Origin of the sequence: Microbacterium sp. NPDC090014 (assembly GCF_044748285.1) — a bacterium.
Taxonomy (GTDB): domain Bacteria; phylum Actinomycetota; class Actinomycetes; order Actinomycetales; family Microbacteriaceae; genus Microbacterium.
This window is the reverse complement of the sequence record NZ_JBIVFS010000001.1, coordinates 2,001,575-2,023,735: the sequence shown is the minus strand read 5'-3', so window position 1 is coordinate 2,023,735 and position 22,161 is coordinate 2,001,575. Positions and strand designations below refer to the sequence as shown.

Below are 22,161 nucleotides of genomic sequence, written 5' to 3'. Positions count from 1 at the left end.
CCGGACGGGCGACGACTCCACGGCAGCTGTAGTAGTCGCGATACAGTGCTCGGATGGCGAAGAACGAGACACGGCGACGGATCATCGCGGATGCAGGGCTGACCGTTCTGGCGACCGATGGCTCTCGCGGTCTCACCCACCGAGCCGTGGACATCGTCGCGGGCGTGCCGGTGGGCACCACCTCGAACTACTTCCGCAGCCGAGAGGCGCTCATCGCGGGCCTCGTCGATCGGATCGGCGAGCGTCTCGCCCCCAGCGACGACGACCTCGCACGGCGGTCATCGGAGGAGCCGAGCAGGGAGCTATTCGCCGAGTACATCCGCGACATCGTGCGTCGCCTCACCGATGACCGCGACGTCACACTCGCACTGTTCGAGCTGCGGCTCGAGAGCAGCCGCCGCCCCGAGGTCGGCGCCCTTCTCGGCGCGTGGCAGCGAGCGGGGTTCGACGCGGACGTCGCTTTCAACGCGGGAGCGGGTCTTCCGGGCGGTCGCCGAGAGATCGCGCTCTTCCACTATGCGATCGACGGCCTGCTGCTCGATCGGCTCACGACCCCGATCGATCCGGACACCACCACCGACGAGATCGTCGACGACCTCGTCGCGGGTCTCCTCCGCTGACGCCCTCCTGGGCAGGACTCCTCGGTCAGTGCCCGACGACGATGATCAGGATGCCTGCCACGACGGCAGCCGCGCAGAGCGCGAAGCATCCGTACGCGCCGAACAGCGCGATCCGTCGCTGCCCCTCGGTGAGCGGACTCTTCTTCGCCGCCTTGGCCGCCTGCTTGGCAGCCCGCTTGAGCTCCTTCTCGGAGATCACGGTGATGGCGTCGGTGAACTCCGCCGGGCTCACGACCGGCGCGTGTCCGCTGCGAACAAGGAGCCGAAGACCGAACGCATAGAACGTCACGACCGCGCAGGCTCCGATCAGAGCCGCAAGGAACACCTGGACGAATGCGCCCCAGTCGATGCCGACACTCACTTCGACTCCTCGCTCTTCGCCGTCTCGGGACTGTCGACCCCGGGGCCGTCGACCCGCGTCGAGGCTCCCGTCTTCGGGGCCTTCTTCGCGGCCTTGGCCGCTGCCTTCGCCTTGGCGTCCGCCTTGGCCTGAGCCTTGACCTTCTCGCGCGCCTCCGCACGAGCCTTGGCCTCGGCCTTGGCCTCGATGATCCGCTGCTGTCGACGCGTGGGCGGGGGCGTGTCGGGGTGCTCGATCGCGAGCCCCGACTCGGCCACATCGCTCATGGCGTTCGCGGAGGTCACTGCATCCTTGCGGGAGCGAAGGAACAGGCCGATGATCACGGCCAGCGCCAGGACCGCGTCGATCGCGATACCCCAGAGGCCGAGCCAGGTGATGAGCAGGGCCGCGAGGGCACCGACTGCACCTGCAGCCGGAAGTGTGAGGAGCCAGCCGATGGCGATTCGACCGGCGGTCCGCCAGCGGACCGTGGAGCCGCGGCGGCCGAGGCCGGAGCCGATGACCGAGCCCGAAGCGACCTGCGTCGTCGAGAGCGCGAAGCCGAAAGCGCTGGAGGCGAGGATCGTCGCTGCCGTCGAACTCTCGGCCGAGAAGCCCTGCGCGGGCTTGACCTCGGTCAGCCCCTTGCCCAGCGTGCGGATGATGCGCCACCCGCCGAGATAGGTGCCGAGGGCGATCGTCACCGCACAGGCGATGATGACCCAGAGGTACGGATCGGCCTGCTCGCTGCTCTGCCACCCGACAGTGATCAGCGCGAGGGTGATCACGCCCATCGTCTTCTGAGCGTCGTTCGTGCCGTGCGCGAGTGCGACCAGTGACGACGTGAAGATCTGTCCCCAGCGGAAGCCGTCGCGCCCGTCGGGCTTGCCGTCGTAGCGTCGTGTGATGGAGTACGCGAGCTTGGTCGCCGCGAAGGCGATGATGCCGGCCGTCAGCGGGGCGATGAGCGCCGGGAGGATGATCTTCGAGAGCACCATGCCGAAGTCGATGCCGTTGACTCCGACGCCGACCAGGGTGGCTCCGATGAGGCCGCCGAACAGCGCGTGGGACGAGCTCGAGGGCAGACCCAGCAGCCACGTCAGCATGTTCCAGGTGATCGCGCCGATGAGACCGGCGAAGATCATCGGCAGGAACACGTCGCCTTGGATCGTGTCCTCGCGGATGATCCCGTGCGACACGGTCTTGGAGACCTCCGTCGACAGGAATGCTCCGACGAGGTTGAGGACTGCTGCGAGAAGGACAGCGGTCTTGGGCTTCAGCGCGCCTGTCGCGATGGGCGTGGCCATCGCGTTGGCGGTGTCGTGAAACCCGTTGGTGAAGTCGAAGAAGAGTGCCAGCAGGATAACCAGCACGACGATGAGGGCTGCGGTTTCCACCGTTCGCTTTCGGTCGTTGAGGAAGAAAGGAGAGGTGTCGACGGGATCGACGTGACGAACGAAGAGTTCACCGTGGGTTTTACTTCCGTTAACCGGCCCCGGTAGATCCTCCCACCCTCCCGGGTGCCGGTCAACTTGACCTGGGATAGCGTGGGAGGCGTGACTGATGCCCCGATCGCAGACCGCCGCTCCACCCTTCGCACGCACCACGGTGACACCTTCGATGATCCATACGAATGGCTTCGGGAGAAGGAATCCGGCGAGGTCATCGCACACCTCGAAGCCGAGAACGCGCACACTGAGGCCGAGCTCTCCCATCTGACCGACCTCCGCGAGACTCTGTTCCAGGAGATCAAGGGCCGTGTGCAGGAGACGGATCTGTCCGTGCCCACGCGGCGCGGTGCCTGGTGGTACTACAGCCGCACCGAAGAGGGCGCGCAGTACGGCATCCACTGCCGTACCGCCGCGGCCGAGGACGACTGGACTCCCCCGGTGCTGGAGCCGGGCGTGGCGATGCCGGGCGAGATCGTGCTGCTCGACGGCAACGTCGAGGCCGAGGGGCACGAGTTCTTCTCCCTCGGAGCGTTCGACACCTCGGACGACGCGACGAAGCTGCTCTGGGCGACGGACTTCGAGGGCGACGAGCTCTACACGGTGCACGTGCGCGACCTCGTGACCGGCGAGACGCTCCCCGACGAGATCCCCGACACGGGTGGCGCGTTCTTCACACCGGATGGCACCGGGATCCTCTACACGACACGCGACGAGGCATGGCGGCCCGACACTCTCTGGCTGCATCGTCTCGGCACTCCCGTCTCGGACGACGTGAAGCTCTTCCACGAGCCCGATGAGAAGTACTGGCTCGGCGCCGGCATCACCCGCAGCCGCAAGTACCTGGTGATCGCCGTCGGATCGAGCATCACCAGCGAGGAGTACCTCGTCGATCTCGCCGGAGACCTCACCGCAGCTCCTCGAATCGTCTGGCCGCGCCGCGAAGGCGTCGAGTACTCGCTCGAGCACGCCGTGGTGGATAGCGAGGACCGCCTCTACATCCTGCACAACGATGAGGCCCTGGACTTCGAGCTCGTCTCCGTGCCCGCCTCCGACCCTCAGAGTGAGCGCCGCATCGTCCTCGCGCACGAGCCGGGTCGTCGACTGCTCGGGATGGACGCGTTCCGCGACTTCGCGACGGTGGAGTACCGCCGTGAAGGCCTGGAACGGGTCGGCATCCTGGACTACACGACGGACTCGGTCGACGACATCGCCTTCGACGAGCCCCTGTACTCGGCAGGCGTCAGCGGCAATCCGGAATGGCACTCGCCGTTCCTCCGGCTCGGCTACACGTCGTTCGTGACTCCGGGAACCGTCTACGAGATGGATCTCGCCACCCGCGAGCTGCATCTGCGCAAGCAGGTCGCCGTCCTCGGCGGGTATGACCCCCGGGAGTACGGCCAGAAGCGCGACTGGGCCACGGCGTCGGACGGTACCCGCGTGCCGATCTCCCTCGTGTGGAAGCGATCGTTCGGAGAGCCTGGCGCCGACCCGCGCCCCGTGCATCTCTACGGCTATGGCTCGTACGAGCACTCGATCGACCCCGGCTTCTCGGTCGCGCGGCTCTCGGAACTCGACCGCGGCATCGTCTTCGCCGTCGCTCATGTCCGCGGCGGTGGCGAGATGGGTCGGCAGTGGTACGAGGACGGCAAGCTGCTGAACAAGCGCAACACCTTCACCGACTTCGTCGCGTGCGCCGAGCACCTCGTGGAGCAGGGAGTCACGTCGCCCGAGCGCCTGGTCGCCGAGGGAGGAAGCGCGGGAGGACTCCTCATGGGCGCGGTGACGAACCTCGCTCCCGAGCTGTTCGCCGGCGTGCTCGCGGCAGTGCCGTTCGTCGACGCGCTCACCACGATCCTCGACCCCTCCCTCCCCCTGACGGTGATCGAGTGGGATGAATGGGGCGACCCGCTGCACGGAGCCGAGGTGTACGAGTACATGAAGTCGTACTCGCCGTATGAGAACGTCCGCGACGGCGTGCGCTACCCGCGCATCCTGGCCGTGACCTCGCTCAATGACACACGCGTCCTCTACGTCGAGCCTGCGAAGTGGATCGCTGCCCTGCGCGTCGCCGGTGCGACCGACGCCCTGCTCAAGTGCGAGATGGTCGCCGGTCACGGCGGTGTCAGCGGACGCTACAACTCGTGGAAGGAGCGGGCGTTCGAGCTCGCCTGGATCCTCGACACGGTCGGCCTCGCATCGCGCTGACCTCTCGAAGAACGCAGAGAACGGGCCGATCCGCAGGGATCGGCCCGTTCTCTGTGGTGCACGCGATCGAGACTCAGCCGAAGAGCGCTGCTGCCTCGTCGTAGCGGCTGCGCGGAACGGTGTTCAGCTCGCCCAGAGCCTCGGCGAACGGCACGCGCACGATGTCCGTGCCCTGCATCGCGACCATCTGGCCCCATGCCTTGTCGATGATCGCGTCGGCCGCGTGGAGTCCGAGGCGCGTCGCGAGCACGCGGTCGAAGGCCGACGGCGATCCGCCGCGCTGGATGTGGCCGAGGATCGTCGCGCGGGTCTCGATGCCCGTGATGCGCTCGATCGCCGGAGCGAGCTGGTCGCCGATGCCGCCGAGTCGAGGACGGTTGAATGCGTCCAGGCCCTTGTCGCTGTAGGCCTCATCCATACCGAGCAGCTTGAACCCCTCGGAGACGACGACGAGCGGTGCGCGACCGCGATCGTGCGCGCTCGAGACGAGCTCGGTGATGTCGTCGATCGACATGGGCACTTCGGGGATGCAGATGGCGTGAGCGCCCGCTGCCATGCCCGCGTGAAGGGCGATCCAACCGACGTGGCGCCCCATGACCTCGGCGACCATGCAGCGCTGGTGGGAGTCGCCCGTGGTGCGCAGACGATCCATCGCGTCCGTGGCGATGTTGACCGCCGTGTCGAACCCGAACGAGTAGTCCGTGGCGCGCAGGTCGTTGTCGATCGTCTTCGGCACGCCGATGACGTTGATGCCGTCCTTGGCGAGGCGGTCGGCTGCTGCGAGGGTCCCCTCGCCGCCGATCGCGATGATGCCGTCGATCTTGTGTCCGTACAGCGTCTTGGCGATGTTCTCGGCGCCGCCGCGCTCACCCTCGTAGGGGTTCGTGCGACTGGTGCCCAGGATCGTGCCGCCGACCTTCGACAGGCCCTTCACCTCGTGTCTGGTGAGCGGGAAGAAGTCCCCGTCGACCACGCCGCGCCAGCCGTCGCGGATGCCGACGAACTCGAGGTCGTAGGTGGTGGTGCCCTTGAGCACGATGCCGCGGATGACCGCGTTGAGTCCGGGGCAGTCGCCGCCGCTCGTCAGAATGCCGATCTTCATGCTTGCCTCAGACGGGTTCAGGGAAGGGGGAACAGGCGACGTTGCCTGCGATCGACACTAGCGCTCCGGGCGGACCGGGCGCCATTCGAGACGATGAAAACCGAGGATCTTGCCGCCGTTGCGCGACGATTCGCCAGAAATGCGCGATACGTCCGGCCGACATGAGAAATCGGCGCCAAGAAACAGAGTTCTTAACGCCGATCTCTGTCGACTCGAGAAGGCTCAGACGACGCCGAGCGTCTCCCGCAGAAGATGCATGAGAGCGCCCAGCTGCACAGGCTCGGCCGCCGCCTCGTCGAGGGCCTCGCCGTCCAGGGCACGGGCCGCGAGGCCCTGCTTCTGATCGATGAGCTCCGCGATCTTGGCGTCGATCGTGTGCGCGGCGATGATCCGCCACGCCGTCACCGGCTCGTCCTGACCGATACGGTGCACGCGGTCGATCGCCTGAGTCTGCTCCGCGGCCGTCCAGGACAGTTCCGCCAGGACCACGTTGGATGCGGCCTGCAGGTTCAGGCCGACACCGGCAGCGGTCAGCGAACACACCGCGATGCCGACCTCGGGGTCGCTGTTGAAGTCGTCGATCGACTGCTGCCGCACGGTCGAGGTCTGGTCGCCGCGGATCGAGACCGAACGGATGCCGGCCGACGCGAAGTGCGCCTCCGCCTGGTCCATCACGTCGATGTGCTTCGCGAAGAACACGACCTTGCCCACCGATCGCTGCAGCTGGGCCGCGTAGTCGGCTGCCAGGTGCGCCTTCGCCTGTCCGATGCGCCGCACCATCGTGAAGACGTTGTCTCCCCCGGTGCCAGCGGCCTTCGACTCCTCGAGCTCGTTCTGGGCGACCAGACGCACGATGTCGTCGTCGATCTCGCCGGGTGCCAGTCCGCGATCCCCTCGCGCCTCGATGATCCGCCGGTAGCGGGCGGCGAGCCGCTCGCCCAACTCTCGCTCGGCCTGACGGATGCCGCGGCCGAACTCGTCGTCCAGCTGCACGGGAAGGTCGGCGATGAGCTTGTCGGGAAGGTCGGCGGCGACGTCCTTCTTCTTGCGCCGCACGATACCCATCGAGATCACGGCTTCGCGAGCCTCGGGGTAGAACGCCTTGTCTGCGGGGGTGAAGCCGGTCGCGTCGAGCTTCTCCATCAACTCCGGCCCGGGCTTCTCACCCGTCGTCCACCCGAGGAAGCGCCAGATCGCGTCGAAGTCCTCGACGTCGTTGATCAGTGGGGTTCCCGTGAGCGCGAGCATCAGCGGGTTGCCGCCGGGGGTGCGCTCTCGAACGCGGTTCGCGAGCGACAGCACGTTCTGCGACCGCTGGGAGCTGAGATTCTTGATGAAGTGCGCCTCGTCGACGACCATGCCCCGGAGGCCGATGGATGCGAGCCACGACATGTGGCGATCGAGGATCTCGTAGTTCACGATGAACACATCCGCGAAGGCGTCGATGTCATCGCCATCGCCCTGGATCACGGTGGCCCTGCGCTGAGGGGTCCAGCGCTCGACCTCTCGCGCCCAGTTCATCTTGACCACGTTGGGCACGACCACGAGCAGCGGGTAGGCCCCGGCCACGGACGCCGCGAGCACCGACTGCGCCGTCTTGCCCAGACCGGGCTCGTCGGCGAGGAGGAAGCTCCTGTGCCCCTCTCGCACCGCTTCGAGGAAGCGGGACTGATGCACCATGACCTCGAGGCCCTTGGGCGAGAGGTGGTCGTACTCGGGCGCCGGAGGCAGGTCCATACTGGCTGCTCCGCCCCCGGCTCCGGTCTCGAAAGCCTTGTACAGCGGGCCCATGAGCTCCCAGCCGTCGAGACGTCGACGCGGAGTCGTGGTGGCGCGCGGGGTGAGATCGGGCGCGAGGAACGGGTTCGCCAGCTGACGCGCCTCGACAGAGGGCGGGGTCACCTGCCGCTCGGCGATCGCGGCGGACACCACGGGTGCCTGAACGGGCGCGATGTCGGCGATGATCAGCTCTTCCGGAGCCAGTTCGGCCCCCGACTCGAGCAGCCAGTCGCGTCGCATGCGCTTCGCGACCGGTGAGGTCGCCTGATCGGCTTCGAGAAGCTGGATCAGGGACGTGTCGCGCGCCGCCGTCTTCGCCAGGATCGTGGCGACGCCGTCGAGTCGCTTGAGAAGCTCTGCGCGGGCGGCATCGGCGATGTCGGCATCCGCCTTGACCCTGGCGCGCTCTTCACGCACCAGGAAGGCGATGACCTGGAACTTGACCCGGTTGGTGGGTCCGAGCTTTCCTCGCTGCGACTTCGCCTCGATCTCACGCACCTTGCGGGCGAGGATCGGGATGAGGGGTGCCTCATCGTCGCGACGGGACGTCTTCTTGCGCCGTGTTGCGGCGGTTGCCGTGGTCGGCATGCTCCTCCTGAGCGTGAAGGCCGGAACACCCTGAGGATGCATCGGCCGTTCTCGGTGTCCGCGTGTGGCGTGAGCCAGGACCGTACGAACAGTATTTCCGGCGGTCGTCGACGAGCGAAGGACGCGCGAGGATCAGGGACCACCGAGGCCCATTCTATGCCATGCAGCCTGAGCCACGCAGATCAGGACACGCAGAGTTCAGGGCGAGTTCAGCGGGCGTCGCGCGACAGGACGGTCTCGGCATCGGTCACGTCGGCGGCCATCTGGGATTTCAGCTTCTCGATCCCCTCGAACGCGACCATTCCGCGCAGACGCTCGACGAACTCGACGGTGACGTCGTGACCGTACAGATCGAGATCGGTCTCGCCGATCACGTGCGCCTCGACCTGACGTTCGAGCACGTCGTCGAAGGTGGGGTTGGTGCCGACCGAGATGGCAGCCCGGTGGCGGAGGCCGGTCTCGTGGTCGACGAGCCAGCCCGCGTAGACTCCGTCGGCCGGCACGAACGAGTCGACGGACGCCGAGAGGTTCGCCGTGGGGAAGCCGAGCTCGCGTCCGCGCTTGAGTCCGTGCACCACCTCCCCGCGCACGTCGACGTTGCGGTCGAGCACACGCGCGGCGGCGGTGACATCTCCGGCCATCAGCAGTTCCCTGATCCAGGTGGACGAGACCCGACGGTCGGAGCCGTCGAGGAAGACGTCGTCGACGACCTCTACGGTGAAGCCGTATTTCGGTCCGAGCTGTCGGAGGAGATCGGGGTTGCCCGCTCCGCCGCGGCCGAACCGGAAGTCTTCACCCACGAGAACGGTGGACACGTGCAGGGCACTGGTCAGGATGCCGGCGACGAAGTCCTCCGCGCTGCGCGCTGCGAGCTCCTCGTCGAACGTCAGAAGCAGCGTGGCGTCGAGCTCGAGCTCGCTCAGCAGCTCGATCTTCCGCTCGACCGTGACCACGTTCTCCGGGCAGCGGTCGGGCCGCAGCACGGCGAGCGGATTGCGGTCGAACGTGACCGCCACGGCGCGGATCCCCGACTCGGCAGCGATCTCCTTGAGGCGCCCGATCACCGCTCTGTGCCCCGCGTGGACGCCGTCGAACTTGCCGATCGCCACGGCGGAGGGACCGAAACCGGGGGGAACCTCGCTCGGGTCTCGGAAGACGATCATGCGCTCGCCTCGACACGGAGAGCGGACGAGACCGCACCGGCCGGCCTATGCGTGCGCAGCCACCAGATGCCGAAGATCGGCAGCACGAGCGGGATGAACAGATACCCGCGCCCGAACATCGACCAGACCGTGTCGTGCGGAAACAGCTCGGGGAAGAAGATGCTGAGCGAGCCGACCACGAGGACGCCGGCGAGCTCGAAGACGATCGCCACCCAGGCCACCGCGTACCAGCCGCGTCGATTCGCGAGAACGAGCGCCAACGTCGCCAGGATGTACACGACGGCAGCGAGTGCCGAGAGCGCATACGCGAGAGGGGCTTCACCGAACTGGCGGAAGATCTGCACGAAGCTTCGCCCGGTCGCCGCCAGCGCCATCACGGCGTAGACGATCACGAGGACACGACCGATGCCGGTCATGCGGGAGGTGGGAACGGTGGTGCTCATAGCGTCCTCCATTCTAGATCCGGGCGGGAAGCCCCGGATGACTCGCCGACCGGTCAGGCCACCTGGATGGTCCAGATCACGTGCATACGCCAGATCATGATCGCGACGGCCAGCGCCGCCACCCCGAGGATCACCGTGCTCCAACGGCTCCTCTCCATCAGCGCCCAGAGCACGGCGCCGATGGGGAGCAGCACCGCGGAGACGAGATAGACCCAGTACTCGAGCAGGTCGCCCGTCGGCGGGTTCCCCACCAGCGGTGCCACGATGGCGACGACCACCTGCACGACGAGGAGCAGCTCGACGAGCGCGAGCGCACCGACGGAGTAGTCGCTCGGGCGTCGCCCGGCCAGGCCGAGTGACACGCAGAACAGTCCGGCCAGGGTCGCGACCGCCACCTGGGCGATCGTCAGCCAGAGGATCATCGAGCCGCCTCCGGCATATTCATGGCGCTCTTGAGATCGGCACCGCGCCTCTCGACGACGCCGACCAGGACGCCGTCCTCGTCGATCGCAGCCGCGAGGGAGCCGGTCAGCCGATCCGCCTGGCCGACCAGCCGCTTGCCGTGACGCAGATCTCTCGCTTCCTCTGCCGACACCGGCATCACATCCAAGACTCGCGCGGCCGCGGCGGCCGGAGTCAGCAGCGCTGTCTCGACGACGCCGTCGACCGTCACGGCATCCGCGACGTCGAAGTCGCCGACTCGCGAGCGCCGAAGAGCCGTGAGATGCCCGCCGACTCCGAGCGCTGCCCCGAGATCACGAGCGAGGGAACGGATGTACGTGCCGGAGGAGCAGTCGACGACGACGTCGAGATCCAGGAACCCGTCACCGGAACGCTCCGCCAGAACCTCGAACCGCGACACTGTGACGTCACGAGCGGCCAACACGACCTCTTCGCCGGCCCGCACACGGTCGTACGCACGACGTCCGTCGACCTTGATCGCGGACACCGAGCTCGGGACCTGAGAGATCGCGCCGGTGAGCGCGTCGATCCCCGCCGCGACCCGATCAGGGGTGACCGAGTCCCAGGACCCCGCCGTGGCTCGGGTCAGGATCTCGCCGTCCGCATCGTCCGTGCCCGTCGTCTGTCCCAGTCGGATCGTCGCCTCGTAGGTCTTGTCCGCTCCGACGATGTAGGTGAGCAGTCGCGTCGCGCCCTCGACGCCGATCACGAGCAGACCCGTGGCCATGGGGTCGAGGGTTCCGGCGTGCCCGACCTTGCGAGTGCCGAGCGCACGTCGAGTGCGTGCGACGACGTCATGGCTGGTCAGCCCAGCTGGTTTGTCGACGAGGAGGATGCCGGGCGAGACCATCTCTCAAGCCTACGGTGCGCTCGAACTCCCCTCTGCCCGTCGCGACCCATGTCGACACCGTCCGCCGCTCTTCGGCGGGATCGGGGTTCGCCTAGGCTGGCGAGGTGCCTTCGACTTCGCATCAACCCGCCGAGGTGTCCGAGCCTCTCGCGGACTGGTACCGGGGTGCCGCACGCGACCTTCCGTGGCGGCGCACGGAATTCCGCGAGGATTTCGGCGCGTGGGGAACGCTGGTCAGCGAGTTCATGCTGCAGCAGACGCCCGTGAACCGAGTGATACCGCACCTCGAGGCGTGGCTCGCCCGGTGGCCGACGCCCGCGGCCATGGCCGCCGCTTCACCCGCCGAGGTCGTGCAGCAGTGGGCCAACCTCGGCTACCCGCGCCGCGCACTCTGGCTGCATCGCGCGGCCATCGAGATCTCTGAGCGACACGGCGGCGTCGTCCCCAGCGACATCGATGCCCTCCTCAAGCTCTCGGGCATCGGCGACTACACGGCCAGGGCTGTCGCTGTCTTCGCCTACGGCGACCGGCACCCCGTCGTCGACACGAACACTCGACGTGTGATGGCGCGCGCCATCCTCGGCCAAGCACAGCCGGGACCGCCCTCGCGTCGCGACCTGGCGCTGATGGACTCGCTGCTGCCCGCCGATGTCGCAGAGTCCGCCGTGTTCAACGCGGCCGCGATGGAGCTGGGCGCGACGGTGTGCACGGCACGCTCGCCGCGCTGCGACGTCTGCCCGCTGAGCGACACGTGCGCGTGGCTGGCCGCAGGGCGACCCGAGACCGGTGACACCCGCAGACGCCAAGCCGCCTTCGAGGGTTCTGACCGTCAGGCGCGAGGAGCCGTGCTGCGGGTGCTGCGAACCGCCGCGCCCACCCCGGTCCTGATCGACTCCGTGCTGGCCGACTGGCCCGATCCGCTTCAGCGCGACCGTGCGATCGACTCGCTCATCGCCGACGGCCTCGCCGAGGCCGATGGCGAACTGCTGTCGCTTCCCCGCTGAGTCCGCCCGTCAGACGAACTGCCCGATGCGGTGAGCGAGCACCGTGAGCTCGACTCGGGTCCTCACCTCGAGCTTCACGAAGACTCGGCCGAGGTGCACCTCCACGGTGCGCACCGATACGTGGAGCGCATCCGCGATGTCGCGGTTAGAAGCTCCGCCGACCGCCAGCATCGCCACCTCGAACTCTCGAGCGGTGAGCATCGACTCCCACACTCGCCGGCACGAGGAGAGCGGGTCACCGCTGGCGGCAGCTCCGTCAGAGGCCTCCACCTGCTCCAGACGCACCGAGACCGCTCTCGCCCATGCCGTCGCACCGGAGACCTCGAGCAGGTTCCGTGCCATCGAGAGGTGCTCCCGTCCGAGACCCACGTCTCCCTTGATCAGCGACCTCGTGCCGATCATCGCCTCGACCCGTCCGCGCGAGAAAGGCGAGGTCAAGGTCCGTGCGGCGGCGACCACGACCGGCCGCGCAAGGCGCCACTCGTCGTCCGAGCAGCTGGTGATCTGCACGCGCAGCCGTTGCGCCAGAGCGATCTCGGGCGGTTCGATCCGCTGCGGGCTCCATGATCCGCCATGCGTGACCACGATCGCCTCCTCCAGCCCCGGCACCGACAGGGTCGGCTGAGGAGCGCCGCGATCCCTCCAGAGCCGCATGCACGCCGCGGCTTCAGCCGAGTGTCCCGACAGGAATGATTCGATCCCCCTGTCCACCAGCTGATCGATGCGCAGAGGGGCCGGGAGGGCGGCGGTGAGAGCCTTGGCGAACGGCCCCAGATGTCCGAGAACCGCGAGATCGAGGCGTCGTGCGATCACGACGCCGAGCCCGGCGAAAGGCAGCGCCACAGGCAGCTCGACGGCCGCACGAAGCATCCGGTCGCGCGCGGCGCCGATGTCTCCACGCCACATCAGGAGCAGCACCTCGGCGACCGCGCGGTACGCCGCGACGAGTGGACTGAGCTCGAAGCCGGCCACGAACGGGTCGACCTCGACGCCGACCGGCGAGTCACCTGCGGCGAGCAGGCTCAGCCCCCGGTCGACGTCCCCGTCGACCGCCGCTTGCAGAGCCCTCAACAGGCCGCCGGTGAGGGGCCCGGCCCCGCGAACGTCGTCCTTCTCGCGGTCGCCGATGACGAGCCAGGCCAGTGCGACGACCGGATCTCGGAGTTCGCGATCGGCTTCGACGCGCGCGCTCGCGTGACGGAGAGCGTCGAGCCACGAGCGCATCGTGCGACGGTCACCGCGTTCGGCGCACAACATCGCCGCGAAGGCAGCAGCTCGCGCCCAGGAGTACCAGTGCTCCGCGTCATCGCGATCCGGTCGGATCACGCTCATGTCGACCTCGGGAACTGACCCGCGCAGATGTGTCTCGGCGACGAGCAGCCCGCCGAGCCCCTGGAGCCGATAGAGCTCGTCGCCACCGGGGAAGAGACTTCCGAGCCGTCGCGCCGCCTCGACCGCGTGCCCGGCCGCGATGGCGGCGACACCGGCGACGAGGTTCGCCTCGTCCTGCTCGACCCCGCTCGAGTGGGCGGCGGCTTCTGCAGCGAGGTGGAAGGCGCGCTCGCTGAGTCCCGCCTCCGAATGCTCCCTGGCTATCCGTGTGAGCTCCCCGGCAGTCACCGGTTCGCCGTGCATCGCAGCTCGAGCGCTGTGCCAGTCGGCGTCCACCTGCTCGCCGCGTTCGTCGAAGAGTCGGTGAAGTCGCAGGTGCACTGCAGCAGCCGCGGAGGAGGGCGTCGTCGCTCGCAACCAGATCGCCAAGCGGGGGTCGGACAGACGGACGCGACCTGCGTGGATGTCGAGGAGCGCTCCGAGAGGGCCTGTGGTGAGCTCCGCGGCAGAACGACCGGCGAAATCGACCAGCGGATCCAGCCTGTCGTCGAGGCGCATCGACACCGCGATGAGCACCTCACGGTCGCTGTCGTCCAGCTCCAGCTGGGCGAACAGCGTCTCGATCGATGACACCATCGGCAACGGTGAGGGGAGCGACCTGAGCCCCTGCCGTTGAGCCCCGTCAAGACGAGCTGCGACGGCGAGGATCGTGGGAGGGTCCTCCGACAGCTCGGCAGCGAGTCGCGCCGCGACATGCGGCGCGCAGCTCAGGTCATGCTCGAGGAGTTCCTCGAGAATCGTCTCGACAGCTGCCGGTGCGACCGGAGCTGTCCTCTGCGCACGCGAAACGTCGATGCTGAACTCCCCAGTCCCCGCGGGCAACCGCCCGTTAGGCCGAGGTTACCAAGACTGCTCACGCCCTCAGACGAGGGCGCGATATTCAGGCCTGCGTGTCGTCGTCTTCCGGGCGCAGGTACGGGTCTGCGTCACCGGCGTGCGAGGCGGAGGAGGCGAGCTTCGCCACGTCGGCATCGCGCTGCTGCGCCTCGCGAAGAAGCGCCGAGATGTGATCGGCGTTCTCGGGCAGCGCGTCGGGGATGAACTCGAGCGTCGGAACCAGGCGGGTGCTCAGCTGCTTCCCGACCTCGCTGCGGAGCATGCCGGTCGCGGAGGTCAGCGCCGCACCGCTGGAGAGGCGCTCCTCCTCGGTGCCCAGCACCGTGTAGAACACGGAGGCGTGCTGCAGGTCTCCGCTCACGCGGACGTCGGTGATGGTCACGAATCCGAGTCGCGGGTCGCGCAGACCCTTCTCCAGTCGCTCTGCGAGGATCACACGAATGCGATCGGCCAGACGTGCCTGTCGTTCACCAGCCATTGTTCTCTCCCTCTACGTACCCTTCGGGCGAGGGTGCATGACGCACCCTCGCCCGAAGATATCGAACTCGATCAGCTGCGAGGCTTCTCGACCAGCTCAGTGGTCTCGATCTCGTCGCCGATCTGGATGTCGTTGAACTTGCCGAGGCCGATACCGGCCTCGTAGTCCGTGCGAACCTCGGTGACGTCGTCCTTGAAGCGACGCAGCGACTCGATGGCGAGGCCATCGGCGATCACCACACCGTCGCGGATGACGCGAGCCTTGGCGTTTCGCGTGATCGTTCCCGAGCGCACGATGACACCGGCGATGTTGCCGAACTTCGAGGAGCGGAACACCTCGCGGATCTCGGCGACACCCGACTGGACCTCTTCGTACTCCGGCTTGAGCATGCCCTTGAGCGAGCTCTCGATCTCGTCGATCGCGTTGTAGATCACCGAGTAGAACCGGATGTCCACGCCTTCACGCTGTGCACGCTCGCGCGCCTTCGTGTCGGGACGGACGTTGAAGCCCACGATGATCGCGTTGTCGATCGTCGCGAGGTTGACGTCAGACTCCGTGATCGCACCGACACCGCGGTGGATGATGCGGAGCTGCACCGAGTCGTCGACCTCGATCTTGAGAAGCGACTCCTCGAGCGCCTCGACGGCACCGGAGACGTCACCCTTGATGATGAGGTTGAGCGACTCGACCTTGCCCTCTTCGAGAGCACGGGTGAAGTCCTCGAGCGAGATGCGCTTGCGGGCCTTCGCCAGCTGCGCGTTGCGCTCGACAGCTTCACGCTTCTCGGCGATCTGACGGGCCATGCGGTCTTCCTCAGTGACGATGAAGACGTCGCCGGCACGCGGCACGGAGTTCAGACCCTGCACCTGCACGGGACGCGACGGGTAGGCCTCGAGGACCTGCTCGCCGTTCTCATCCGCCATCGCACGCACACGGCCGTAAGCCGTTCCGGCGACGATCGCGTCACCGACGCGCAGCGTTCCGGACTGGATGAGCACCGTGGCGACCGAACCGCGACCCTTGTCGAGCTTCGCCTCGATGGCGACACCGCGAGCGGCCTTGTTCGGGTTGGCGGTCAGGTCGAGGCCTGCATCGGCAGTGAGCAGCACCGCGTCCAGGAGCTCCTGGATTCCGGTGTTCGCACGGGCCGAGACATCGACGAACATGACGTCTCCGCCATACTCCTCTGCGACCAGGCCGTACTCGGTGAGCTGCTGGCGCACCTTGGCCGGGTTGGCGTCGGGCTTGTCGACCTTGTTGACCGCGACCACGATCGGCACGTTCGCCGCCTGGGCGTGGTTGAGCGCCTCGACCGTCTGCGGCATGATGCCGTCGTCGGCCGCGACCACGAGGATCGCGAGGTCGGTGACCTGCGCTCCACGAGCACGCATGGCCGTGAAGGCCTCGTGACCCGGAGTGTCGATGAAGGTGATGGCACGCTCGATGCCCTCGTGCTCCGTCCACACCTGGTACGCACCGATGTGCTGGGTGATGCCGCCGGCTTCACCCTCGATGACGTTGGTCTGACGGATGGCGTCGAGAAGGCGCGTCTTACCGTGGTCGACGTGGCCCATGACGGTGACCACCGGAGGACGGATCTCGAGGTCGTCCTCGCTCTCCTCCTCGAGCTCCTGCTCGAGGTTGAGACCGAAGCCCTCGAGGAGCTCCTTGTCCTCGTCCTCGGGCGAGACCATCTGGATCTTGTATCCGAGCTCCGCACCCAGGACCTCGAACGTCGCCTCATCCAGCGACTCGGTGGCCGTGGCCATCTCGCCGAGGTTGAAGAGGATCGTCACGAGGGTTCCGGGCTGGACCGTGTAGCCGGTCAGCGTCTCGATCTTGTCGGCGAAGTCCGAGATCGACGCGCCGCGGCGCATACGGATGATCTCCCCGTTACCGCGGGTGACGTTGACGCCACCGACGACCGGGGCGCTCCGCATCTCGAATTCCTGCCGCTTCGCCCGCCGCGACTTGCGCTGCTTGCTCTTGCCGCCGCCCTTGCCGAAGGCACCTGCGGTACCTCCACCGGGACCACGACCGCGACCTCCACCGCCACCGGGACGACCTGCGAAGCCTCCACCGGGACGAGCGCCGGGACCTGCACCGGGTCCACCGGCACCGCCGGGACGACCGGGTCCACCCGGACGCTGCTGGAACGGTGCGCCACCGGGACGACCGCCCTGACCGCCGCGCGGGGCGCCGGGACGGGGGGAACCGGGACGAGGTGCACCCGGACGCGGCGCGCCGGGACGCGGAGCCTGCGGACGCGGGATGTTGCCCGGCGTCGGGCGCTGGCCCATCCCCTGCGCGGAGGCGAAGGGGTTGTTGCCGGGTCGCGGTCCGTTGGGCCGCTGACCCATGCCCTGAGCGGACGAGAACGGGTTGTTGCCCGGGCGCGGGGCGCCGGGCTTGGGTGCGCCGCCGTCAGCGGGCTTGGAAGCTGCGCTGTCTGCGGACTGGGGAGCTGCCGGCGTGGCGGCAGCCGGAGCGGCGGCCTCGGCCGGAGCTTCGGGTGCCGGAGCGGCAGCAGGCGCCTCGGGCGCGGGCGCGGGCTTGGGCCCGGGCTTCGGTCCGGGTGTCGGTGCACCGGCACCGGGCTTGGCGGCACCGGGCTTGGCTGCACCGGGCTTGGCAGCACCGGGCTTGGCGGCACCGGGCTTCGCTGCGGCGGGAGCCGCATCCGCGGAGCCCTTCAGCGAGGCGTCCGACTCGATGGCAGCGCGAAGCTTGCGCGCCACCGGCGGTTCGATGGTCGAAGAGGGGCTCTTGACGAACTCTCCGAGTTCCTTGAGCTTTGCAAGTGCGATCTTGCTGTCGACGCCGAGTTCGGCGGCGATCTCGTGTACGCGTGGTTTACCAGCCACAATTCTCCTGTCTGGGGTCGGTCCACCCAGACAGGGCAGACCACTAGTCGCGGACGGGTCTCATTTCGAGCCGTTCACTTTGTTTCCATAGCCGTTCAGCCTTTGTTTCTTGGTGGGTGCTGTTCGATGATCCGCGTGTCCAGATCGCTGGAGACGCGCAGTGCTCTTCCGAAAGCCCGGCGCCGCAGAGCGGCATCCACGCATTCCGGTGTCGGATGGACCCACGCGCCTCGCCCTGGCAGAACGGCGCGCTCATCGAGGATGAGGATGTCGTTCTGGGACACCACTCTGAGAAGAGCGGCGCGGGGAGCACGCGTGCGACAGCCGACGCACGTTCGTACGGGTTCCATCTTACACCTGTGTTCCCGTCCGACTCGCGCGGCTGGCGCGAGTCGGACGTGGCGAGCGGTCAGTCCAGGACGCTGTCCGGCTGGATGTCGATCTTCGCTCCGGTGAGCTTGGCAGCCAGTCGGGCGTTCTGCCCCTCCTTGCCGATCGCGAGCGAGAGCTGATAGTCGGGCACGAGTGCACGCACGGCCCTGGTGTTCGCGTCGAGGATGAACGAGCTCGTGACCTTGGCGGGAGAGAGGGCGTTCGCGACGAACGCGGCGAGCTCCGGGTCGTGATCGACGATGTCGATCTTCTCGCCGGCCAGCTCCTCGGTGACGGCACGAACGCGTCGGCCCATCTCGCCGATGCAGGCGCCCTTCGCGTTGATCGCCGGGTCGTTCGCACGGACGGCGATCTTGGTGCGGTGGCCGGCCTCACGAGCCAGCGAGACGATCTCCACGAGACCTGCGGCGATCTCGGGCACCTCGAGCGCGAACAGCTTGCGGACGAGACCGGGGTGCGTGCGCGAGACGGTGATCTGCGGTCCCTTGAGACCCTTCGCGACGCTGGTCACGTAGACGCGGAGGCGCGACCCGTGGGTGTACTCCTCGCCCGGCACCTGCTCCTCCGGAGGAAGGATCGCCTCGACGGCTCCGAGATCGACGTGGATCATGCGGGGATTCGGTCCCTGCTGGATCACGCCGGCGACGATGTCGCCTTCCTTGTCCTTGAAGTCTCCCAGCACGACATCATCCGCGATGTCCCGCAGGCGCTGGCTGATGACCTGCTTGGCGGCGAAGGCCGCGATACGTCCGAAGTCATTCGGCGTCGCGTCCTCTTCGCCGATGATCGCGCCCTCTTCGTCCTTGACGACCTGCAGCACGGCGACGTGCCCGGTGCGACGATCGAGTTCGACGCGGACCCCCTCGGGGGTGGCGCCGTCGTCCGAGACGTGCTTGGAGTAGGCGGTCAGGATGGCCTGTTCGATGATCGAGACCAGCTCATCGAAGGGGATCGCCTTCTCCTTCTCGATCCCACGCAGCAGACTCAGTTCGATATCCATGACGACTCCCTATTCAGCTCTCGTCGCGCGGGTGTTCACGCGCGACATCCGTACCACGATACCCTGTGCCCACCGCCCGATGCCACGGAGGCGGCCGCACCGACGCGGTGCCGAGCGCGCAGGAGGACTCAGTGACGACGTACGACACCATCGTGATCGGGGCAGGGATGTCGGGTGTGACGGCGGCCCGCATGCTCGACGACGCCGGAGCCGACGTCATCGTCCTCGAGGCGAGGGATCGCGTCGGGGGCAGGATGCACACCGACCGCGCTGCGGGTTTTCCCGTCGATCGCGGTGCGTCGTGGGTCCACGGCATCGACGACTCCCCGCTGTGGGATCTCGTGCAGGCGCTCGGCATCCCCACCCTCGAGTACACCGTCGGCAGCTTCCAGGCCGGAGGCAGGCCGATCGAGAACTTCGATGGGGAGGGCAGGGCGATGGATCCTGCGAGCACTTCTCAGTGGGTCGCCGATGTCGAGCAAGCAGATCGACTGTTGGCAGAGGAGATCACCCGGTCCTCCCCCGGCGACACCTATCTGGATGTCACGGAGCGCGCGCTCGACCGCTCGGGCTTCGAGCCGGAGCGCATCGATGAGGTCCGCGAGTTCTTCCGTCACCGCGTCGAGGAGCAGTGCGGTGCATGGGTCGGGGACCTCGACGCGCACGGGCTCGACGAGGATGCGATCGACGGCGACGAGGTCATCTTCCCGCGCGGCTACGATGAGCTCCCGCGTCGGATCGCCGCCGGTCTCGACATCCGACTCGGTCACGTCGTCACCCGCATCGAGCGGACCGACCGGGGCGTCACCGTGTCGACCCGGAACGGAGAGTTCTCGGCCCGCAACGCGCTGGTGACCGTGCCGCTCGGCGTGCTCAAGGCGGAGTCGATCGAGTTCGCCCCTCCGCTGCCCGACGCTGTCGGCGGACCGATCGCGCGACTGGGCATGGGAGTGTTCAACAAGGTGTTCATCCAGTTCCCGGAACGCTTCTGGCGCGAGGACAGCTACGTTCTCCGGGCGCTCGGCGAGGCCGGTGAGCACTGGCACTCCTGGTACGACGTCTCGGCGGTCAGCGGGATCCCGACGTTGCTGACCTTCGCCGCCGGCCCGTTCGGCCGCCGGATGCAGGATCTGTCGGATGAGGAGGTCGTCGCGGACGTCGTGAGCGCCCTGCGGTTCCTCTACCCGGATGCCGTCGGCGACCCCACCGCGCACTGGATCACGCGATGGGGACAGGACGAGTTCTCGAACGGGTCGTACTCGCATCTCGCGGTCGGCTCGTCACACCACGACCACGACGAGCTCGCGGGGCCGGTCGACGCAGTGCTGCACTTCGCCGGTGAGGCGACATGGGGCGACGAGCCGGCGACCGTGGGGGCCGCGTACTACTCGGGGCACCGCGCCGCTGAGCGCATTCTCGGTCGGTCGATCGACCTGGCGGAATTCGCGGCAGGCATCACAGCGCGGGAGCGGACTCCAGCGAGTTGATCGCGCCGATCAGACGGAACAGGTTGCCGACCTGTCGCTGGTCGAGATGCAGGGAGAGACGAGGAAGGTGCAGCAGATCGTCGTCTGCGACCTCCGGCGACCGCGGAGCTGTCCGTTCGATCCGTCCGCTCGCCAGCATCCCGGCGAACCGGTCGTTGAGATCCTCGAGCTCTTCGTCCGTCGGCTCTCCACGCAGTCTCAGCACGAGCGAGTCCCCCACCCAGCGCAGCGAGTCGTAGTTGCGCCAGAACCCGGCGATCACGGCGGCTGCCGACTCGACGGAGTCGGTGATGACCACGCGATCGAAGTCGCCCTCCGAGATCACCCCTGTCGGCGCCAGGTCCTCGTCGATGAATCGCTTGAGGCCGTTCCAGAACGTGCCTCCCGGCTCGTCGAGCAGCACGATCGGCGTCGGCTCGGCCTTTCCGGTCTGCTGGAGGGTCAGCAGCTCGAACATCTCGTCGAGGGTGCCGAATCCGCCAGGGAGACAGATGAAGCCGCTGGACTCCTTGATGAGCATGAGTTTGCGGGTGAAGAAGTACTTCATCGCCACCACATGCTCGCTCGCCGCGATCAGGCTGTTGGCCTTCTCCTCGAACGGCAGCCTGATCGACACGCCGAGCGAGAGCGCGGGGCCGGCACCTTCAGCGGCAGCCTGCATGATTCCCGGTCCTGCTCCGGTCACCACCATCCATCCGTCCGCCGCGAGAGCAGCCGCGACATCACGCGCCTGGACGTAGAGCGGATCGTCGTGGAGGGTACGCGCCGAGCCGAACACCGTGACCTTCGGCACCCCTTCGAACGGTGCGAACAAGCGGAAGGCGTCCCGCATCTCGGCGAGGGCGGCGGAGGCGATCTTGAGATCGAGGCGGTTCGTGCCGTCCTCCCCCAGCAGGACCGCTGTGCGCACCATGCGCATCACGAGTCTGCGATCGGTCTTGACCCCTGCTTCGTCGAGGACGTTGTTGATCTCGGCGCTCAGCGACGCCGTCAGCGGTTCGTCGGTCATGCCCTCAGCCTGTCATGGGAGCGCGTCGGGCGGGCCGCCGCAACGCCGCCCTCCGCCCTCACCACGCTCACGTCCCCGTGTCAACGCCCGTGCCAAGTCAGGTCTCCTGCGGGACAGTGGCTGCATGACAGAGATCACTGGACCGGAAGCACTGGCACGCGTCACCGAACTCGTCGAGGACATCGACTTCACGATGCTGACGACCACCGACGACGACGGCAACCTCGTGAGCAGGCCGATGTCGACCCGGCAGATGGACGACGCCGGCGACATCTGGTTCTTCACCGCCGAAGACACCGAGAAGGTCGAGGAGGCGCGCGCCCATCGACAGGTCGGCCTCTCGTACTGCGACGCGAAGGGCATGCGATACGTGTCGGTGGCCGGCAACGCGTCCGTGGTGCACGACCGCGCGAAGATGGAAGAGCTCTATTCGCCCTCGCTCGACATCTGGTTCGAGGACGGGCTGGACACTCCCGGCATCGCACTTCTCAAGGTGACGCCGACGGTGACCGAGTTCTGGGAGCCCTCCAAGGGCAAGATCGCGATGGCGGCCGGCGCGCTCAAGGCCCTCGTGACCAAGGACACGCCCGATGACGACATCATGAACCACGGCCGGATCGTCTGCTGACGTCCGCTCCGAACGACAGAATGCCGCGCACCCGGTGAGGTGCGCGGCATTTCTCTGTCGTCGAGG

General features: G+C 67.7%; 19 protein-coding genes. 5 read left to right on the top strand and 14 right to left on the bottom strand.

What is annotated here, in order from left to right; all coding sequences use genetic code 11:
* The first annotated feature begins 53 nt into the window (after nt 1-53).
* On the top strand, nt 54-620 hold the full coding sequence (locus ACIPV5_RS09500; RefSeq protein ID WP_400340893.1) for a TetR/AcrR family transcriptional regulator: 567 nt from the start codon (nt 54-56) through the stop codon (nt 618-620).
* A gap of 25 nt (nt 621-645) precedes the next feature.
* Here the strand turns inward: ACIPV5_RS09500 and ACIPV5_RS09495 are convergent, their stop codons facing one another.
* A complete protein-coding gene (locus tag ACIPV5_RS09495; RefSeq protein ID WP_187249511.1) occupies nt 646-981 on the bottom strand; it encodes a peptidase in 336 nt (111 codons plus the stop codon).
* Entirely contained in the window at nt 978-2,357 is a 1,380-nt protein-coding gene (locus ACIPV5_RS09490) for an inorganic phosphate transporter (protein ID WP_053095797.1), read from the bottom strand. The genes ACIPV5_RS09495 and ACIPV5_RS09490 overlap by 4 nt, the downstream gene beginning before the upstream one ends.
* A gap of 159 nt (nt 2,358-2,516) precedes the next feature.
* Between ACIPV5_RS09490 and ACIPV5_RS09485 the strand changes: the two genes are divergently transcribed.
* Nucleotides 2,517-4,616, top strand: coding sequence for a S9 family peptidase (locus ACIPV5_RS09485; RefSeq protein WP_400340892.1), 2,100 nt, complete (start codon nt 2,517-2,519; stop codon nt 4,614-4,616).
* A gap of 73 nt (nt 4,617-4,689) precedes the next feature.
* On the opposite strand, the gene ACIPV5_RS09480 is transcribed toward ACIPV5_RS09485, so the two are convergent.
* From ACIPV5_RS09480 to truB, 6 genes are all read right to left on the bottom strand, one after another.
* Nucleotides 4,690-5,718 (bottom strand): ATP-dependent 6-phosphofructokinase, encoded by a 1,029-nt coding sequence (locus ACIPV5_RS09480; protein ID WP_053095796.1) that lies wholly within the window; start codon nt 5,716-5,718, stop codon nt 4,690-4,692.
* A gap of 222 nt (nt 5,719-5,940) precedes the next feature.
* Nucleotides 5,941-8,085, bottom strand: a complete 2,145-nt coding sequence (locus tag ACIPV5_RS09475; RefSeq protein ID WP_053095795.1) for a DEAD/DEAH box helicase — start codon at nt 8,083-8,085, stop codon at nt 5,941-5,943.
* A 209-nt stretch (nt 8,086-8,294) separates the two neighbouring features.
* Nucleotides 8,295-9,248 (bottom strand): bifunctional riboflavin kinase/FAD synthetase, encoded by a 954-nt coding sequence (locus ACIPV5_RS09470; RefSeq protein ID WP_053095794.1) that lies wholly within the window; start codon nt 9,246-9,248, stop codon nt 8,295-8,297.
* On the bottom strand, nt 9,245-9,691 hold the full coding sequence (locus tag ACIPV5_RS09465) for a hypothetical protein (RefSeq protein WP_400340890.1): 447 nt from the start codon (nt 9,689-9,691) through the stop codon (nt 9,245-9,247). The genes ACIPV5_RS09470 and ACIPV5_RS09465 overlap by 4 nt, the downstream gene beginning before the upstream one ends.
* Before the next feature lie 53 nt (nt 9,692-9,744).
* Nucleotides 9,745-10,113: a hypothetical protein gene (locus ACIPV5_RS09460; RefSeq protein ID WP_400340889.1), complete on the bottom strand. Its 369-nt coding sequence runs from the start codon at nt 10,111-10,113 to the stop codon at nt 9,745-9,747.
* Entirely contained in the window at nt 10,110-11,003 is an 894-nt protein-coding gene (gene truB, locus ACIPV5_RS09455) for a tRNA pseudouridine(55) synthase TruB (protein ID WP_053095791.1), read from the bottom strand. Before truB ends, ACIPV5_RS09460 begins: the two co-directional genes overlap by 4 nt.
* Before the next feature lie 104 nt (nt 11,004-11,107).
* Between truB and ACIPV5_RS09450 the strand changes: the two genes are divergently transcribed.
* Nucleotides 11,108-12,007, top strand: a complete 900-nt coding sequence (locus tag ACIPV5_RS09450) for an A/G-specific adenine glycosylase (protein WP_400340887.1) — start codon at nt 11,108-11,110, stop codon at nt 12,005-12,007.
* Between the two features lie 9 nt (nt 12,008-12,016).
* On the opposite strand, the gene ACIPV5_RS09445 is transcribed toward ACIPV5_RS09450, so the two are convergent.
* The 5 genes from ACIPV5_RS09445 to nusA all read right to left on the bottom strand — a co-directional run bounded on the left by ACIPV5_RS09445 (nt 12,017) and on the right by nusA (nt 18,971).
* A complete protein-coding gene (locus ACIPV5_RS09445; protein ID WP_400340885.1) occupies nt 12,017-13,975 on the bottom strand; it encodes a LuxR C-terminal-related transcriptional regulator in 1,959 nt (652 codons plus the stop codon).
* Nucleotides 13,976-14,279: 304 nt separating this feature from the next.
* Nucleotides 14,280-14,714, bottom strand: coding sequence for a 30S ribosome-binding factor RbfA (gene rbfA, locus ACIPV5_RS09440; RefSeq protein ID WP_295105007.1), 435 nt, complete (start codon nt 14,712-14,714; stop codon nt 14,280-14,282).
* Between the two features lie 71 nt (nt 14,715-14,785).
* Nucleotides 14,786-17,578, bottom strand: coding sequence for a translation initiation factor IF-2 (infB, locus tag ACIPV5_RS09435; protein WP_400340884.1), 2,793 nt, complete (start codon nt 17,576-17,578; stop codon nt 14,786-14,788).
* Between the two features lie 95 nt (nt 17,579-17,673).
* Entirely contained in the window at nt 17,674-17,928 is a 255-nt protein-coding gene (locus ACIPV5_RS09430; protein WP_072591126.1) for a YlxR family protein, read from the bottom strand.
* Nucleotides 17,929-17,987: 59 nt separating this feature from the next.
* Entirely contained in the window at nt 17,988-18,971 is a 984-nt protein-coding gene (nusA, locus tag ACIPV5_RS09425) for a transcription termination factor NusA (protein ID WP_053095786.1), read from the bottom strand.
* Between the two features lie 131 nt (nt 18,972-19,102).
* Here nusA and ACIPV5_RS09420 point away from each other — a divergent pair, with 131 nt between their 5' ends.
* Nucleotides 19,103-20,458 carry an FAD-dependent oxidoreductase gene (locus ACIPV5_RS09420; protein ID WP_072592263.1) on the top strand — a complete coding sequence of 452 codons (1,356 nt, stop codon included), beginning with the start codon at nt 19,103-19,105 and terminating at the stop codon, nt 20,456-20,458.
* On the opposite strand, the gene ACIPV5_RS09415 is transcribed toward ACIPV5_RS09420, so the two are convergent.
* Nucleotides 20,427-21,467, bottom strand: a complete 1,041-nt coding sequence (locus tag ACIPV5_RS09415) for a TIGR00730 family Rossman fold protein (protein ID WP_400340882.1) — start codon at nt 21,465-21,467, stop codon at nt 20,427-20,429. The genes ACIPV5_RS09420 and ACIPV5_RS09415 overlap by 32 nt on opposite strands.
* 124 nt (nt 21,468-21,591) lie before the next feature.
* Here ACIPV5_RS09415 and ACIPV5_RS09410 point away from each other — a divergent pair, with 124 nt between their 5' ends.
* Entirely contained in the window at nt 21,592-22,095 is a 504-nt protein-coding gene (locus ACIPV5_RS09410; protein WP_053095784.1) for a pyridoxamine 5'-phosphate oxidase family protein, read from the top strand.
* The last annotated feature ends 66 nt before the right edge of the window (nt 22,096-22,161 follow it).